Origin of the sequence: Serratia sp. BNK-12 (assembly GCF_047456085.1) — a bacterium.
Lineage (GTDB): Bacteria > Pseudomonadota > Gammaproteobacteria > Enterobacterales > Enterobacteriaceae > Serratia > Serratia liquefaciens.
Genome location: NZ_CP179896.1, coordinates 1610065 through 1626949, shown reverse-complemented (window position 1 = coordinate 1626949; position 16885 = coordinate 1610065). Strand labels below are relative to the sequence as shown.

The window sequence follows — 16885 nt, the reverse complement described above, 5'->3', positions numbered from 1 at the left end:
ATCTATGTTGCCCCCACTCGCCAATACGCTGTTCGATCCGGATACCACCTCCTGCCCCGCAGTCGCGCGTCATTTGGATTTTGTCGATTACGCGGCCGAAGTGCCTGTGCATACGCACCGCAAAGGGCAATTGATTATTGCCCTCTATGGAGCGGTCATTTGTCGCGCCGAAAATGATATCTGGATCGTGCCGCCTGATTGTGCCGTCTGGATCCCTGGGGGAGTGCCGCACAGCGCAAAAGCTACTTGGAATGCGCATCTCAACTATCTTTTTATCGAGCCTGGAGCCGCCGAGCTGCCGGAGCGATGCTGCACTCTGGCCATTTCTGGTCTGATCAAAGAACTCATTGCCCGTTTAACCCACGAGGGCGTCGGATACCCACCAGAAAGCCATCTAGCCAGACTGACCAGAGTAACACTTGATGAATTAGCCACCATGCCTCAGCAGAAACTGAGCCTCCCTGTGTCGTCGCATCCTAAAATCCGCGCCATGGCCGATGCTCTGGTCAGTCAACCTGATGACCGAAGCACATTCAAAACATGGGCAAAAAGACTGGCGCTTAGCGAGCGTTCTCTCGCGCGTTTAATGCTGCGCGAAACCGGGTTGACGTTCGGACGCTGGCGTCAGCAACTGCAACTGATAATTGCTCTCCGGGAACTGGCCAGCGGCGTTTCGGTTCAGAATGTTGCAGCTAATCTGGGGTATGAATCGGTTAATGCGTTTATCACCATGTTCAAAAAAACCATGGGCAGTACACCAGCACACTATTTTGCCGAACGGAAAACAAGCGCACACTTAACCGATAATTAGCGACATCAAGTTTTCCAAGAAACCAGAGGTGAGTCATAGAGCTGCCATATCCGTCTTCCTGTGCGGGGGATCACACTACAGAATCTTTACCGCATGGAACCTCCAGCCAGGACTTTATTGCCTCAGCCGCCTTAACGATAACAAGAATCAAAGGACGGTATTATATCTGTTGGATCGGTCTATACATGATCGGGAAGCACAATCAATTCAGCATTGTGTTAAGGAAGTAGTTGAGCATATATGTTTCGACCACACAGAACACTTCTATGGCGATGCTTCATAGCGCATTACCACCAGAGTGGTAACGTCCCCCTGACTGAAATTCACAATGAATGTATTTAACCGCATCTTTTTATTGTCCTCATTATCACGCTAAGCCATGACACCATTGCAGCAGCGAAACGCTGAAAACTACACAGCAGCACAACTATCCTTCTCCACATCCTTATACAACTAATAACGTATTATTTATTCACTACAAAACCGTACTAAGGATCTTCCCATCAGTAATAAGGTGCTATCGGCTTTTCCTAAGCTTACTGCTGTGTTCTTTTATTTTCTCTGGACATGCACCAGTCATTCCACAATAGGAGAATACAATGACATCACATCAGTTATTACGTTTAAAACAGGTCGAAGAAAAAACCGGTTTGAAACGCTCTCAAATTTACTTGTATATGAAAAATGGTTCTTTCCCACGTTCAATAAAAATTGGCCCGGCCAGTGTGGCCTGGCTCGAATCGGAAATTGATGAATGGATCAATCTTAAGTTAGCCGGACGTTAGATCAGTTAAAAATGTCCGTTTATTTGCTCAACTTTTCCATATAGCTTGAGGAGATAACAGAATGATTCCATTAATTAATTACACCATCTTAACTGATGCATTGCACGCTCTGAAAGAAGGCAATATTCGTCACTGTGAGTCCCTCGGATTCACGTTCGAAGAAATGAATGCTCTTAATCAGTTATCACTCGATGAACTGTTTGCTGTCAGCCGGGCGGCGGCTCCCTTTGTTTCGGTCAGTGTCCGCCATGATGTTCTGCATCATTTATTGGCGCAGGCCCGACAGGAATACCGACAGCAGCAGCAGATTAACCGGGCTATCCGGCTGGGCGGTTCTATCGCGTTGCTCAACCACTACTTTGGCCTGACGTCTAATGATGTCTGCCTTCAGCGACGGTTGCTGGGTGTCAGCGTGCCATATGGACGTACACCTGAGCCGGATGAAGAGACAGATGCCGAGATCTGGCGGCAATGGCAGAAGTGCCGGGTGGGCAACCTCGAATCGCCTGACGCACTGATTGCCATGATGCAGGTAACGGAAGCCCTGAAGCGTAAGGTCGAAGGGCTATCACTCACCATGGTCTGGAAACGTATCGCACTGTGCGAACAGGACGCTGCCGCTGACAGGAGGACGCCACATGCCGGATGAGATCGACCGCGATCAGGAATTTAATGAGCAGCGACTGGAGGAGATGATTGAACAGAATCGTTTTAAACCTGGGTCAGAACCGTCATTACTCCACTGTCGTGTATGCGGTAAACCCATTCCTGAAAAGCGACGACAGACATTGCCGGGCGTAACCACGTGTACGGAATGTCAGGAAAAACTTGAGCGCCGTAAACGTTAATCATGGCAACAATGACGTGCGAAGATATTATTTCTCTGCACGTCCTTATCATTCTCATTAAATTTAAATGAGTCTCTATTTTCCTTTTTATACTTTTATACTTTTATACTTTTATACTTTTATACTTTTATCCTTCTCATAGCATCTTAAATTTTCCATTTATTAATCTCTCTTCTTTTTATTTTGAGTTTTTCGTTTATATCCTGTGCTAAATATCCGATCCTGAAATTGCCATTACAGCATGGTTGCCCAGATGGACGTTAATTCGTCCGGGCCGGGTATTGCTCTTTAACAAAATGGATCGGGCTGTCACGTAACCACAATTCAGGGTGCCGCTGAATGTTCTCGCTGACCCGTTAAAACCGGAATGCAGAACCGGGATGTGGCTGGTTTATTTCATTTACTGTTTTTAATTAAAGGAAATTCCATGAGAAAACCCGTTTATCACGTCTTTGTTACCCAGGAAAGCCAGCCCGATGCTCAGGGCGAAAAAAACACGTACTGGACAAAAGTTGGCGTGGCCTTCGCACATAACGGCAAGCCCGGTCTGAATATCGTTTTGATACCCGGTATTGCCGTCTCCGGCAGACTGGTGCTACTTGAACCGAGAGAAGAAAGTGACATTTCACAGGATGCCTCTGCCGCTTAATCCATTTTCTCTTCTTCTCCCCCGGCGGCGTATTTTTCTATAAGCCGCCGGTCTCTCTGTTACGAGGCCAGCATGCTTTCCACCACTGCCTTTCTGGCACTGGCGGTGCAGTGCGCCGCCAGTATTCACCCGTCCACGTCGCTTGATGTCGCACGGGTCGAATCCGGTTTCCACCCTTACGCCATTGCTGAAATTCTGCCAGACAGCCGGGGCGTGATTTCACATTTCCCCACAAGTCTGCCGGAGGCGATCCGCCTCACCAGACAGCTGGCTGCACAGGGCCGACGCTATTCGGTCGGCCTTATGCAAATCACCAGCATCAATTTCCGCCATTACGGCGTCACGGCCAGCGACCTGCTTAACCCTTGCATCAATCTGTCGGTATTTGAGCGCATTCTCGCCGACTGTTACCGGCGCGGCGGAACACTGAAACGGGCGCTCAGTTGTTACTACTCCGGCAACTTTGAAACCGGCCAGCGGCCGGAATCCGCCTTTAACCAGACCAGCTACGTGCAGCGCATTGGCTATGTCGTCCCGTCCACGCGGAAAGACCGGCTGCGTGCCCCTGACCGGAACGCACAGCCGTCTGTCCGTTATCCCGCCGTTGTGCTGCGCGGCGAGCCTGCCGGTGCCACTGCGCCGATCCTGACTTCCCTGCATTATCCCGGTTCCGTCATTCGCGGCGCTATCCCTGTTATCCCTGATGAGGAGAAATGATCATGCGTAAACGCCGTTACTCCGCTGTTGCTTCCGTGCTGCTGTCTTCCCCGGTGCTGGCGGCGGACAGTGGTTTTAACAAGGCCAATGAAACACTGAGCAATACCTCGACCGGCCTGCTGGGACTGGCCGCCGTCACCATCACGCTGGCGACCATGTGGGTGGGCTACAAGGTGCTGTTCGACGGCAAGAGCCTGCACGACATGCGTAACGTCATCATCGGCGCGATCCTGATTGTCGGTGCATCCGGCTTCGGTGCCTACTGGGCGTCATAAGGGAGACAACGATGGCTACGCTGAATAAAGCGCTTACGCGGCCTGCCGCCATTATGGGTATTCCTCTGGTGCCGTTCGTTCTCGTCAGCGGGGCCATCGTCCTGCTGGCGGTCTATGTCAGCTATTACCTGGCGGTTCTGCTCATTCCTGCCTGGGCGGAAATGAAAAATAAAACCCGAAAGGACATTCATTATTTCAGTCTGCTCTGGCTGGCATTTAAAACCCGTGGACGGCTTTTCACCAACACCCATTTTGGCGCGAATGCCCTGCTGGCAAACCAGTACGATAACGTTGATATCTCGGAGTTTATTCAGAAAATGAAATTAAGCGAGCGTATTACGCTGGATAAATATATTCCGTATTCCTCCCATATTCACCTCTACGTCATCAGAAATCGTCACCGTGATTTGGTTGCCACCTGGGAGCTGGGCGGCACGGTCTTTGAATGTGAAGACGAACATCACCTGACCCTGATGGCTACGCACCTGAATAACGTTATTCGTTCGTATGAGGGTCTGCCGGTAACATTCTATATTCACCGGCTTCGTGAAAAATACCATGATGCTTTTGAAGCCTGTTCGGGTATTCCCTTTTCCGATGACGTGACCCGGCGGTATTACCAGCCGGTAAAAGAAAAACCGTTCTGGCGGCACCGACTGTTTTTCACCGTCTGCTACGCGCCGTTCTCTCAGATTGAGAAGAAAACCATGAAAGCGCAGTCGTACGGTAAACGCCAGGCAGCACTGGATGACGCGCTCAAAATCATGCTGGAATACCGCGAAGCACTGGAATCTTCATTATCCCGCTATATGGCAACGCCGCTGGGGATATATGAAGAAAACGGGCGGGTGTATTCCTCACAACTGGCGTTCTTCCATCGTCTGCTTACCGGCCAGTGGCAGAAAGTGGCCGTAACGCGCTCACCATTTTATGAAACGCTCAGTACGCCAGACGTCTTTTTCACCACCGACACCGGTGAATGCCAGACGGTCAGCGGTTCCCGCTTCTTCCGCAGCCTGGAGATTAAGGATTATTCCCCGGAAACCCATACTGGTATGCTGGATGCGCTGCTGTACGCCGAAAGCGAGTATGTTCTGACGCAGTCCTTTACCTGCATGGCACGGGATGAGACGCAGAATCATATCCGGCTGGCGGAAAAACGACTTAACTCCACGGACGACGACGCGACTTCCCAGCGCGAAGAGCTGATTGTCCTGCGCGACCTGCTCCAGTCCGGGCATGTGTCGTGCGGTAAATTCCACTTTTCCCTGCTGATCTCCTCAGACAGTGCCGGACAGGTGGTGAAGGACACTAACGTTCTGGCCCAGCCCTTCGCCGATCTGGGTATTATGACGACGCTCTCCACCCTGTCACTGCCCGCCGCATATCTGGCGCAACTGCCGGGCGTCTATACGCTGCGTCCCCGACTGGTAGCCGTCAGCAGCCAGAATTTTGCCGATATGGCCTGCCTGCATAACTTCCATCCCCACAAACGCAGCGGCAATCCGTGGGGGGAAGCCATCGCCATCCTCACATCGCCCGGCGGTGGCGGGTATTACCTGAACCTTCACGACAGCCAGGCCGGGCGGGATGACACCGGTGAGAAAACGCCAGGGAATACGGCAATTATCGGGAAAACCGGCTCCGGCAAAACCCTGCTGATGACGGTCGTGCAACAACTGATGCAGAAGTACCGCAACCCGGCGACATTCGCGCCTTCTGCCACCCTCAAACGGCTGACCACGGTGTATTTCGATAAGGACCGGGCGGCGGAGATGGCGATCCGCCAGGCGGGCGGGCGTTATTTCCGCATCCGTACCGGCGAGCCCACCGGATTCAACCCGTTTGCGCTGGAGCCAACCCGCCGGAACATCAGTTTCATCAAACGGCTGGTGCGCATGCTGTGCCGCCGTAACGGTAAGCCGCTCGATCCACGCGATGAGGAACGGATCAGTGCCGCCGTTGACACCATCATGCTGGACTATCCGTCGGAGTACCGCCGGTTCGGGATCACCCGGCTGCTGGAAGTGCTGCCGGAGCCGCCGACCACAGACGCCCGCACCAACGGGCTGCGTATTCGCCTGAAACAGTGGGCGCAGGGGGGCGAGTTCGGCTGGGTGTTTGATAACGAGGCTGATACTTTCACCATCAGCGATGTCGATAACTTTGGTATCGACGGCACCGAATTTCTGGATGATGACGATATACGCGGCCCCGTGACCTTTTACCTGCTGTATCGCGTGACCAGCCTGCTGGACGGTCGCCGCCTGGTGATGTTTATGGATGAGTTCTGGCGCTGGCTGTCCGATGTCGAATTTTCCCGTTTCTCGCTCAATATGCTGAAAGTTATCCGCAAGCTGAACGGCATATTCGTCCCCGCAACACAGTCACCGGATGAAATCGTCAGACATCCCATCGCCCCGGCGATTATTGAACAGTGCGGCACCCAGATTTTCCTCGCCAACCCGAAGGCCAGTCATGCGGATTACGTGGAAAAAATGAAAGTGCCGGACAGCGTTTATGACACGGTCAGGAATCTGGATCCGGGCGAGCATTACATGGTCATCCTGAAAACACCGTTGCGGGCCGGGGAAATCCGCCCGTTTGTGGCGATGGCAAAAATGGATCTGTCCGGGCTGGGTAAACTCACCCGGCTCCTCAGCGGCAGTGAGGACAACCTGAAAATATTCGATGCCATTTATCAGGACGGCATGCGACCTGATGAATGGAAAGAAACCTTCCTTGAGCGGGCAATCTGATATTCATACGGAGGTCATTGATATGCGTACCAGATACACCTTTCTGGCATTATCGTTATTTTTCCCGACGCAGGCGTTCAGCGCCGGAATACCGGTTTTCGACGCCGTGCAGAATACCGAATCCATTAACCAGTGGATGCAGAAATTACAGCAATGGGAGGATACAGTTACCCATTATAAAAGTGAACTTGATGCGTATAAAAAACAGTTAGCTACTGCAACCGGCGTGCGGGATATTCAGGGTTTTCTCAGCGATGCCCGAAGCCTGAAAACCGATATTGATAATCTCCGTAAGAGCGGTATTTCACTGGATGATCTGCTGACCACGCAAAACAGCTCATATTCTGCTGAACTGCAAAACCTTTACAATAAATACAAATCATTCAGCGTATGCAGCGAGGAACAGGAAGGAATAAAGTCTCAGGCCCTGGCCGACAGTTGCAAACAGATGATCCTCAATCAGGCAATGGCGATTGAGAATACCACTGACGTTGAAAACAGGATAAACAACACACTCAGCGATATATCAGACTTATCTGACCGTATATCGAATGCGCAGGACTCGAAAGAGTCTCAGGATCTGGCTAACGCCATCGCGGCGAAAAGCGTACAGTTAAATGCGCTGACGAATCAGTGGGAGATGTCTGTCAGACAGGCTGAACAGCGAACGACATTGCTGGAACAGCAAAGACAGAAAGCCTTTGAACAGCAGCAGCTAACGGCTCCTGTTGCTGACCTTAATAATTTATAAGGAGGTTATCCGTGCTCAGATCATTGTTCACCTTATACACACTCTCAGGCGTGATATTACTGTCCGGCTGCCAGGAAACCAAATCCGAAGCCTGGTATAAGCAGCATCCTGACGAAACTTATGTGGTTTATACGCAATGCCTGAAGGATGGTGAGGCAAGCGATAACTGCGAATTTGCCCACCGGGCAGCACTTATGTTTGCACAGGAAGGCCAGCCCGGGGTTAAGGAGAAATTCGAGGCGATATTTCAGCAGGAAGCTGAAAAACGAAATGCAGTGACACAGTAATTTTTCCTCCAGCAAAACAGGGAGTCCTCCCTGTTTTCTATATCCTTTCTTTATATATCAGGTGAGGCACCATGTCCGGTGGCATTTTTGTTGGTATGGACAAAAACATCATGGATGGACTGAATGCCGTACTGGAAGGTCAATCTTCCACTTACGGCACGATGATCAGCGTCATCATCGTCAGCTCTTTTACCCTGTTTATACTGTTTCGCGGTTATCAGACGCTGGCTGGCAAACTCCGGACCCCGGTTGAAGATGTCGCCTGGGATGTGGGCCGCATGTTGCTGATCACCACCTTTGCGTTAAATCTTGATGGCTGGCTGGATATGGCGGTAGCGGCTATCCAGGGACTCAAAGACGGTATCAGCGGCGATGATAACGTCTGGGCGCTGCTCGATACCGTCTGGGAAAAGGCACAGGCGCTGGGGCAAAAGTTATTTAATATGGACACCTCAACTTACGTCAAACTGAATGGTGGCCTTGCCGAAGTCCTGGTATGGGGCGGCTCTATTGTCCTGCTAATGGCAGCCACCTTTGTCAATCTGCTCGCCGAAATCACCATCCTGTTAATGACGACCACCGCGCCGCTCTTTATTTTCTGCCTGCTGTACGGTTTTCTTAAGCCGATGTTCGATAACTGGCTGAGAACAATTTTCGCGGCAATGTTAACGATCATGTTTTCTGCCTTATCCATCCGTATCGCCATTAATTACCTGCATAAGATACTGGATGCTGCAACAAAAACATCCGCTGAAACCAATATGGTAACACTGGCGGCGCAGTGCCTGCTGGCCGGGATTGTGGCGGGTGTGGTGGTCTGGTTCTCCGCGAAGCTCGCCAGCGCACTCAGCGGGGCCGCCGTACAGGCAGTGCTGCAGGGTGCCGCCATGAGTGGCCTGAGCGGACTGGCGAACAAATCCGCCGACCTCGCCGGGCCGGGGGTAAAGGGCGGAGCCCGCCTGGCTGCGAAAGGCGGCATGGCCGCCGCCGCGGCGGCCGGCAGGCTCGCCGGCGCAGGCGCGGGTAAAACCGTGAGCGCCTGGCAGAAACGCGCCGCCGCCATCGAAAGCATGAAACGCCTGAACCGGCAGCGTCACCGTTAATCTTCCCGACCCTTAATTTCCTTTCCCCGTCAAGCCGTGGCCTGCGCCACCGGTGCGGCATTCCTGCATCCATACGATAAGGGGTTCCATGAAATTCAGCATCTTCCTTCTGATGCTGTGCGCGCTCACGGGCTGCGCACAGCATCAGGGCAACCTCCCGCCGGTATCCGGCGAACCCGAGCCGGTAAATTCCCCCACCATCATTCAGGAGCTCACTCACCATGTCTGATATTCAGAACATTGTTAATGTTTCCCGCTCTTTTGAATCCACCCTGCTGGAAAAGGAAGAGCGTTCCCGAAAAACCGCCTGGCGGGTGGCCGCTGCCGGACTGATTCTGGCCGCAATGCCGATTGCGGCCATTATTATTCTGCTGCCACTGAAAACCACCGACACTGAATTATGGTCAGTGGATAAACAGACCGGGCGCTATGAATATATGACCCGCGTGAAGGAGCGGGATATTTCGTCTGAAAAGGCACTGGCGCATTCACTGGCAGCACACTATGTCAGACTCCGCGAGGGATATAATTATTTCTCCCTCCAGCGTGATTATGACGACGTGCAGTTATTTAACAGCGACAGTGTGAACCGGGACTATCTGGACGGGTTTAACGGTGACCAGGCACCGGACGTGATTTTTAACAAGGCGGAATATGTTGTTGATATCGACATTATTTCCAATGTGCATGCGCCTGCCACCGGGCCGGATAATCTGGCAACCCTGCGTATCAAGCGCACTATCCGCCGTATTGCTGATAATTCCGTGAAAACGGATGTCTGGAATATCCGCCTCACATACCGCTACGTCCCGCACCGGCAACTGACCGACAGCCAGCGCGAAGTGAACCCGCTGGGCTTTATCGTCACCAGCTACCAGCGCGACAAAGAGTTGAGGGGGGAATGATGCTGAAATACATTCTGCTCCTCACGGGTTTACTGGTGTCATGTGTGGCATGGAGCTCCGCGACACCGCGCGGCAGCGCGTATGACAGCCGGATGCAGAACGTCACGTACAACAGCCAGAACGCCACGGTCGTCAGTACCCGCCCCGGCTACGTCACCATGCTGGTGTTTGACGATGATGAAACCGTTATCGATGCGCAGGCGGGTTTTCCCAGAGGCTGGACCGTGACGAAAAGCGATAACCGGGTGGGCGTCAGCCCGAACCCGATTACCCAGCCGGTCACGGATGCCAGCGGCAACACCGTCAGCCAGGTGTTTCTGCCGACGGCAAAAGACTGGAAAACCAATCTGTTCGTGGTGACCTCGAAGCGCGATTACAGCCTGGAGCTGAACGTGCTGGATAAAGACTCGCCCGTTCAGGCATTTGTTATCCGCTACCGCTATCCCGATGAGCAGAGGAAAAAGTCAGCCGCTGCCAGCGCCACCCGTCAGCAACGACAGCAGGAAACACTGGACCGCAAGCGGATAGCGGCGGCATTCGGGAAGGCTACCACTCCGCGCAACTGGCGCTATACAAAACGGGTGGCAGCAGGCTCAGCCTTCATCGCCCCGGACTTTACCTGGGATGACGGTCGTTTCGCGTATATCGGTTTTTCCCCCACGAAGACCCTGCCTTCCGTTTTCCGGGTGGTTAACGGCCAGGAGCAGGCGGTCACGCCCGGAACGGTTAAACGGGGCAGTTACACCGTGGTGGTGGTTCCGGCATCGACGCAGCTGGTTCTGCGTTACGGCACCTCGGTGGTGGGGGTCGAAAACGACGGATCCGGGCGTATCCCGCTGACCAACAGTGACACTGTTTCACCCTCCGTTACGCTGGAGGCAAAATGACCGACAAATTTTTCCCGGACGAACCGAAAAAAACCACCGCAGAACGTGAAGCAGAAGCCCGCGAACGCGCCCGCGCGGCAATGGCATATCAGGAGTCGGAGCAGAAAACGCCGCCCGGCCAGCCGGAAGTGACCCGTTTCCGTAAGACGTCCGGTCGCCGCACGCTGATCGTCAGCCTGCTGAGTCTGGTCCTGGTCATCGCGCTGGCATCCGGTGGCGATCGTCTTCTCAGCGCCCTGAAAAGGGGTGATGAGAAAGAATCTGACACCGCGCCGCCGCCCTCCTCCGGGGCGGTGCAGCAGGAGCGTAAGAATCTGGGCATGGACAGTAACCCGTTTGGCCTGTTCGGGCCAGGGAGGCAGAAAAGCGCAGACCCGGCCCGTCAGACCGTCACTACCGGACCAGCCCTGCCAGCGGAACCGCCCGCCCTGAACAAGGCTGCAGCGCTTGCAGACGGGCTGAACAGCAGCACAACGGCTGGCGGCAATGCCTACACGTCCCGTAGCGAACCGCGCAACAGCGCGGGAACGTCGGACAGCCTGTCTGCCTCCACGGCGTACACATCCTGTCAGTCGGTACTGGTCAGTGGCGAAGATGGACGCCTGCGCTGCCCGGATACGACAGCACCGGCAGGCAGCAATAACAACGACAATCCGGGCGTTGCCCGCGTCACCGGTGTCAGGCGGCTGGGCCTTGATCCCGATCTCTATATCCCGGTGGATCACTATATTCCGTGTTCGATGATGCGGCGCTTCGTGTCCGATGTTGGCGGTCATATCTCCTGCCTGATCGGTGAAAATGTCTGGAGCGCCAGTAACCATGTGAAACTGATCCCGGCAGGAACGGTCGCCCGTGGTGTCTACCGCACCGGCGCACTGCAACATGGGCGCAGCCGGATGTTTGTGCTGTGGACGGAGCTGCGCACGCCAGAGCCCGGCAGCCTGCAAATCCCGCTCACCGATACGCAGGCCACCGGCCCGCTCGGTGAGGCGGGGATCGCGGGCTGGATCGACAGCCATTTCTGGGAGCGTTTCGGCAACGCCCTGATGCTGAGTACCGTGCAGGACGTGGCGGCAGCGGCATCAGAGGCCGCGCCGGGTAAAGACCGCAATACCGACTATACCGAAAACACCCGTGCCGCCACGGCGGAAATGGCGAAAACGACGCTGGAAAACAGCATCAGTATCCCGCCCACGATGTACCTGAACCAGGGCGATGTGATCGGCATCATGACCGGTACGGATATTGATTTTTCCTCTGTTTATCAACTACGGCTGAAAAAGAAATGGTATGAGCGCTGAAAACCTGTCACTGGATTTTATGAAAAATCAGCTGTTCGGTGATTATCTGCCAGTCGAAGGGCTGACCGAAATCGCGATTAACCGACCGGGGGAACTGCACACCAAAATAAAGGGGGCATGGCAGCGGCATGAATCCCCGGTCACGCTGCGTCAGTGTCATGCTTTTGCCAGAGCGCTGGCGTCCTGGCAGGACGATAATATTGACGATACGTCACCGATACTGTCGGCCACTCTCGAATCCGGCGAACGTATTCAGACGATTATTCCCCCGGCCTGTGAGCGTAATACGGTATCCATTACGCTGCGCAAGCCTTCGTTTGAGCAGAAAACACATCAGTCATGGATTGATGCAGGATTTTATCAGCGTGTGGCTGGTCAGGAGAAAACGGAAAGCCAGGATGATGCACTGGTTCAGTTATATCAAAGCGGGAACATCCCCCGTTTTATGGAAAAGGCGGTGGAATACGGCAAAACGATTTTTATTGTGGGTGAAACCGGCTCCGGCAAAACCACCTATATGAAAACGCTGCTGCATTATATTCCGCTGCATCTCCGGTTGATAACGATTGAGGATAATCCTGAAATCCGTTTTCATCACCACGCCAATTATGTTCATCTTTTTTACCCGGCGGATGCCGGGGACAACGCCATTGTCACGCCCGGCAGACTGATCCGTGCTAATTATCGCATGAACCCTGACCGGATATTGCTGGCGGAAATTCGCGGGCGAGAGGCATGGGACGCGCTGAAAATTATTGGTTCCGGGCATGAGGGATTAATCACCTCCCTGCATGCGGGCAGCCCGGAAGAATGTATTGAAGGGATCATTGACCGCTGCTATGAAAACCCCGACTGCCGGAATATTCCTTTTGATGTGCTGTTACGCAAGGTACTAAAAAGCATTGATGTCATCGTCAGCATTGATATACACGGTGATATTCGCCGGATGCATGATATTTATTTTAAGCCAGTTCATTTAAATGGCATGAAAGAGACATTCAGAAAATAACTCTGGTAAATAACATTACCCTAAATACGCAACCTTTCATTAATCATACTGGTCACTGAAATGAAGAAAGTCATACTCTCCTTATTATTTCTCGGCGTTATGGCGTCATGTTCAACATCCGCAATGGCCGCTGATGCATGCGAAGTGGTTTTATGCATGTACGGTAAAACAACGGGAAACAGCGGCGGCAGTGAATGTCACTCCGCTGAACGGGCATTCTTTAATATCGTGAAAAAGAATAAACACGGCTTTCTTCCTGACCATACGGCTGATGCCAGAAAATCGTTTTTACTTGAATGTGATTCAGCAAACCCGGCAGCTATCAGCCAGATTATCAGTAAATATGGCCGCGTTCGTGGTTAATACTGGCGGACCGGGCGCAAGGGCGTGACGGTTTTCAGGTTTTTACGGCTTCTGTTTTTCGCGGATTAAGGAGCGAAGAAACAGGGGCCGTAAAAATGAGGCAGCGGACAGAAATATTTTCGCGGGTTAAGGAGCGAAAATAATTCAGGCACCGCGCCTCACCTGCAAACAGCCGCGCCCACGCGGATTTTGCAGGCCGGGGGGAGCCGGATAAATTTCGCCGCCCCGGCGAGCGAAAAGCTGTCGCCCACGACAGCGGTTTACCCGGGGGGCACAGCCCCGCACACCGTCGCGGCTAAGTCTCCGGCCCAAAGCCGGTAGCGTGGCGCGACCACCCTCTTTAAAGGTCAGCTTCCCTTTTATTCCCGCTGCGAGGAACAAGCAAAGGGAAGAAAAAGGCGAAAGCGACCGTCTTAAAGGGGGTGGTCGCGCGTAGCGTGCGACGGTGTGCCGCCCTTGACCTTGGGGGATTTGACGCAGCGTTCAGCGAAGACATTGCCCCCATGTTTTCGGCTGTCAGGGCGTACAGCCAGGACAAAGGAAACACGCTGTTGCCCGTCATGCGGGCGTTTCAGGGGACTGACGACCACGGGTCGGCTGGTATCTGAAGGCGCGGATAACGGGCATGAGCGCCGGAGGCGTTCAGTGCTTTTCATCCTTTTATGGGCGTCATCGATGAGCGTCGCGTATGGGCGTGGGGTTTTACGTCCATCGGTGACGCCCATATGATGCGCCCGCCACACCGAAATCAGACCGGAGATCACTGCAATGGGAACTCATCTGATGCAAAGGCTGAATGCCTTTTCGGATGCCTTTTCTGTTTTTCTGCTGTGGCTGCAACACAACCCGGTAATATTGTCCATATTTGCCGGGCTGACGCTGCCATTTATATTTCACCTGCCAATAGAAGAAAGAAAAAATGCCCCCTTCTGGTTAAAATCAGTAGTGGGTGTATCCACCTTCTTTTTCATATTCGGTACTCTGTCACCGCTGACCATTCAGGGGCTGAGTTTTTTCTTTAAAGCGCTCGATAATGACATCCTGCTCAGATTATCACTCTGGATACTGACTGTCGGATTTACGCTTGCCGGTCTGGCTTTTCATATTACTGCCCGAAGGCTGCTGGCCGGAGAAGTCGACAGTCTGAAACACCGGATGATTAAAAAAAGTAAACTGGAAAGAAATGTCAGAACGGATGTTCGTGAAGTCAGGGACATGTTGCCTAACAGCATTGCGTATAATCCGCTGGATTATATTGACCTGAATAACGGTATCTTTATCGGGCTGGACAAAGATGATCAGCCGCAATATATCACCCCCGAAGAATTTCAAACTCAGCACGCAGACCTTATCGGCACCACTGGCTCTGGTAAAGGAGTCAGTGCCTGTGTACTGCTTTATCAGGCAATACTTTCAGGTGAAGGCGTATTTGTCGAAGATCCTAAAAATGATGAGTGGGCACCACATGTTTTGCGGGAAACCTGTCAGAAAGCGGGAAAACAATTTGTTCTTATTAACCTGAATGATCTTAATTTTCAGCTTGATTTACTGGCTGATATTTCTCATGAACAACTGGAGGAGCTGTTTAACGCCGGTTTCAGCCTGGGTAAAAAAGGCGAAGGTGCTGACTTTTACCGTATCGCCGACCGTCGCGCAGCCAGAAATGCGGCAGCTATTTATGAAAAGGGAATGACGTTACGCGACTTATTTAACACTGACTTTGTGAAATCCCTCAGTGAAGATGTGCCTGCTTTTTATGGCGAGCTTGAAGAAATCGCTTTAGTGAATTCCATTAATGCCAATAAGGGATTTTCACTAAAGAAAATATTTGATGAGGGCGGTTGCTGTTACATCATCGGCTCGATGCGTAATCAGAAAATCATATCGGCTCAGCGAATGATTTTAACCCGCCTGATTCAGATAGCCGAAACGCGTGACCGGATAAAAGGCAAACCTCGTCCTGTCGCTATTTTCCTTGATGAACTCAAGTATCACCTGTCCCGCCCTGCACTTGAGGGACTTGGCGCAGCGCGGGACAAAGGTGTACATATCATCATGGCTCACCAGTCGGTAAAAGATCTATATGACTGTCCGGCAGATCTGGAGGGTGATGCCGTTGCCGGTTCGGTGATTGAGAACTGCAAGTTTATGCTTGTTTATCGCCTTCGCGATCCGGACACCGCCGACTGGGTGGCAAGGATGACAGGCTCTATTCTGGTTGACGATGAAATGAGAAAAGTTAAAACAGATATATCCCTGACGGAGAAGATGGAAACGGACAGGATGATCCGCCAGGCTGAACGATATTATATAGACAGCAACATGTTGCTTAACCTCCCCAAATTTGTTGGTTTTGTTTTTACCCAGAACGATCTGGCGAAGGCAACCAAGCTATTCCACATTCCAGCTAATAAGCAATATATCGACCTGTTTTCATTTGAACATAAAAACCCGCCGCATACCGAAAAAGAAAATCAGATTCATAAACCCTCCATTAACCTGTGAGGCTATCAATGCTTATTCATAACGTTGCTGAAAGAAATGAAGCCGCTAAACGGAGAATGCGGGCATTGCTGTATTTTCTCAAGGAGGAAACGTTCTCTGATTTCCAGACCTTAAAAAGAGTTGTTGGCTATAAAGGGAAACATAACCATGCGATGTATAACCTGCTGAATAAAGCGGTTTCAATGGGTCTCCTGAATAAACATGAGTATCCAGTATTGACCGGGAAAAAATCATTGTGGGGGATCACCATGCAGGGACTGGCAATGGTGGTTAGCGCTAATGACAGGGTTTTCCCCGCCTATTTTGAGCCGGGCAAACTCAAAAACTCGACGCTGGAACATCGACTGTTAAACCAGCGGGTAAGGATCGCCCTTGAGGAAAAAGGTGGCACAGGCTGGCTTAACGGCGACCGGGGAGAATTTATGTCGCGATACCCAGGCGTCCGGCACCGACCGGACGGCATTATTACCTTAAGCAGCGGTGCCATCGTTGCAGTGGAAACAGAGCGAACGATGAAAACCCGCGCCCGTTACATCAGCATCATTAACAGTCATCTGACCGCCAGCGACGCCGGACGCTGGCATTACGTGATATATGTTATGCCGGATGATAAAACTAAGGAGTCGCTGGTCAGGCTGTTTGGCAGCATCAGGACGGTGATGAGAAAGAGCGTTCCTGTTCCATTTGATGTGAAGAACCGAGAAATGTTTATCTTCCGCGCCCTCGATGAACTGGAAAATAGTGTCAAGGATAAACAAGGGCCCCCCTCCCCATCTGTCGGTGATGATGAAGGGAGGGAACGCCATGCATGATATTCTGACTCATGGCGACTGCCTTGACGTACTGCGCAATATGCCGGGCAACTCTGTGGACAGCATCGTGACCGACCCGCCTTATGGTATTAAATTCATGGGTAAGACATGGGACTAA

At 52.3% G+C, this 16885-nt stretch carries 20 protein-coding genes; all 20 read left to right on the top strand.

Annotated features, from left to right (window positions below):
- Nucleotides 1–4: 4 nt before the first annotated feature.
- Nucleotides 5–811, top strand: a complete 807-nt coding sequence (locus ACMGG1_RS07345; protein WP_040206914.1) for an AraC family transcriptional regulator — start codon at nucleotides 5–7, stop codon at nucleotides 809–811.
- 599 nt (nucleotides 812–1410) lie between these two features.
- Entirely contained in the window at nucleotides 1411–1596 is a 186-nt protein-coding gene (locus ACMGG1_RS07340; RefSeq protein WP_032936812.1) for an AlpA family transcriptional regulator, read from the top strand.
- Between the two features lie 61 nt (nucleotides 1597–1657).
- The gene (locus ACMGG1_RS07335) at nucleotides 1658–2245 is read left to right on the top strand and encodes a DUF2857 domain-containing protein (protein WP_047740678.1); all 588 of its coding nucleotides are present in this window, start codon (nucleotides 1658–1660) and stop codon (nucleotides 2243–2245) included.
- On the top strand, nucleotides 2235–2444 hold the full coding sequence (locus ACMGG1_RS07330; protein ID WP_047740676.1) for a TraR/DksA family transcriptional regulator: 210 nt from the start codon (nucleotides 2235–2237) through the stop codon (nucleotides 2442–2444). Before ACMGG1_RS07335 ends, ACMGG1_RS07330 begins: the two co-directional genes overlap by 11 nt.
- 427 nt (nucleotides 2445–2871) lie before the next feature.
- Nucleotides 2872–3093, top strand: a complete 222-nt coding sequence (locus tag ACMGG1_RS07325; RefSeq protein ID WP_040206867.1) for a hypothetical protein — start codon at nucleotides 2872–2874, stop codon at nucleotides 3091–3093.
- 72 nt (nucleotides 3094–3165) lie between these two features.
- The gene (locus ACMGG1_RS07320; protein ID WP_047740672.1) at nucleotides 3166–3810 is read left to right on the top strand and encodes a lytic transglycosylase domain-containing protein; all 645 of its coding nucleotides are present in this window, start codon (nucleotides 3166–3168) and stop codon (nucleotides 3808–3810) included.
- Nucleotides 3807–4085 (top strand): TrbC/VirB2 family protein, encoded by a 279-nt coding sequence (locus ACMGG1_RS07315; RefSeq protein ID WP_047740671.1) that lies wholly within the window; start codon nucleotides 3807–3809, stop codon nucleotides 4083–4085. The genes ACMGG1_RS07320 and ACMGG1_RS07315 overlap by 4 nt, the downstream gene beginning before the upstream one ends.
- Nucleotides 4086–4096: 11 nt before the next feature.
- On the top strand, nucleotides 4097–6844 hold the full coding sequence (locus ACMGG1_RS07310) for a VirB3 family type IV secretion system protein (RefSeq protein WP_414161260.1): 2748 nt from the start codon (nucleotides 4097–4099) through the stop codon (nucleotides 6842–6844).
- Between the two features lie 22 nt (nucleotides 6845–6866).
- On the top strand, nucleotides 6867–7595 hold the full coding sequence (locus ACMGG1_RS07305; RefSeq protein ID WP_089575849.1) for a type IV secretion system protein: 729 nt from the start codon (nucleotides 6867–6869) through the stop codon (nucleotides 7593–7595).
- A gap of 11 nt (nucleotides 7596–7606) precedes the next feature.
- Nucleotides 7607–7882: an EexN family lipoprotein gene (locus ACMGG1_RS07300; RefSeq protein WP_047740666.1), complete on the top strand. Its 276-nt coding sequence runs from the start codon at nucleotides 7607–7609 to the stop codon at nucleotides 7880–7882.
- 71 nt (nucleotides 7883–7953) lie between these two features.
- Entirely contained in the window at nucleotides 7954–8985 is a 1032-nt protein-coding gene (locus tag ACMGG1_RS07295; RefSeq protein WP_414161259.1) for a type IV secretion system protein, read from the top strand.
- Between the two features lie 88 nt (nucleotides 8986–9073).
- A complete protein-coding gene (locus ACMGG1_RS07290) occupies nucleotides 9074–9214 on the top strand; it encodes a hypothetical protein (RefSeq protein ID WP_414161258.1) in 141 nt (46 codons plus the stop codon).
- The gene (locus ACMGG1_RS07285; protein ID WP_414161257.1) at nucleotides 9207–9890 is read left to right on the top strand and encodes a virB8 family protein; all 684 of its coding nucleotides are present in this window, start codon (nucleotides 9207–9209) and stop codon (nucleotides 9888–9890) included. Before ACMGG1_RS07290 ends, ACMGG1_RS07285 begins: the two co-directional genes overlap by 8 nt.
- On the top strand, nucleotides 9887–10777 hold the full coding sequence (virB9, locus tag ACMGG1_RS07280; RefSeq protein WP_187143591.1) for a P-type conjugative transfer protein VirB9: 891 nt from the start codon (nucleotides 9887–9889) through the stop codon (nucleotides 10775–10777). Before ACMGG1_RS07285 ends, virB9 begins: the two co-directional genes overlap by 4 nt.
- A complete protein-coding gene (gene virB10, locus ACMGG1_RS07275; RefSeq protein ID WP_047740658.1) occupies nucleotides 10774–12078 on the top strand; it encodes a VirB10/TraB/TrbI family type IV secretion system protein in 1305 nt (434 codons plus the stop codon). Before virB9 ends, virB10 begins: the two co-directional genes overlap by 4 nt.
- On the top strand, nucleotides 12068–13087 hold the full coding sequence (gene virB11 / locus ACMGG1_RS07270; protein ID WP_047740656.1) for a P-type DNA transfer ATPase VirB11: 1020 nt from the start codon (nucleotides 12068–12070) through the stop codon (nucleotides 13085–13087). The genes virB10 and virB11 overlap by 11 nt, the downstream gene beginning before the upstream one ends.
- Nucleotides 13088–13147: 60 nt before the next feature.
- On the top strand, nucleotides 13148–13450 hold the full coding sequence (locus ACMGG1_RS07265) for a TrbM/KikA/MpfK family conjugal transfer protein (RefSeq protein WP_071844520.1): 303 nt from the start codon (nucleotides 13148–13150) through the stop codon (nucleotides 13448–13450).
- A gap of 768 nt (nucleotides 13451–14218) precedes the next feature.
- Nucleotides 14219–15955, top strand: a complete 1737-nt coding sequence (locus tag ACMGG1_RS07260) for a type IV secretory system conjugative DNA transfer family protein (RefSeq protein ID WP_089575845.1) — start codon at nucleotides 14219–14221, stop codon at nucleotides 15953–15955.
- An 8-nt stretch (nucleotides 15956–15963) separates the two neighbouring features.
- Nucleotides 15964–16767 carry a MobC family replication-relaxation protein gene (mobC, locus tag ACMGG1_RS07255; protein WP_047740652.1) on the top strand — a complete coding sequence of 268 codons (804 nt, stop codon included), beginning with the start codon at nucleotides 15964–15966 and terminating at the stop codon, nucleotides 16765–16767.
- Nucleotides 16760–16885, top strand: a complete 126-nt coding sequence (locus ACMGG1_RS07250; RefSeq protein ID WP_256376340.1) for a hypothetical protein — start codon at nucleotides 16760–16762, stop codon at nucleotides 16883–16885. The genes mobC and ACMGG1_RS07250 overlap by 8 nt, the downstream gene beginning before the upstream one ends.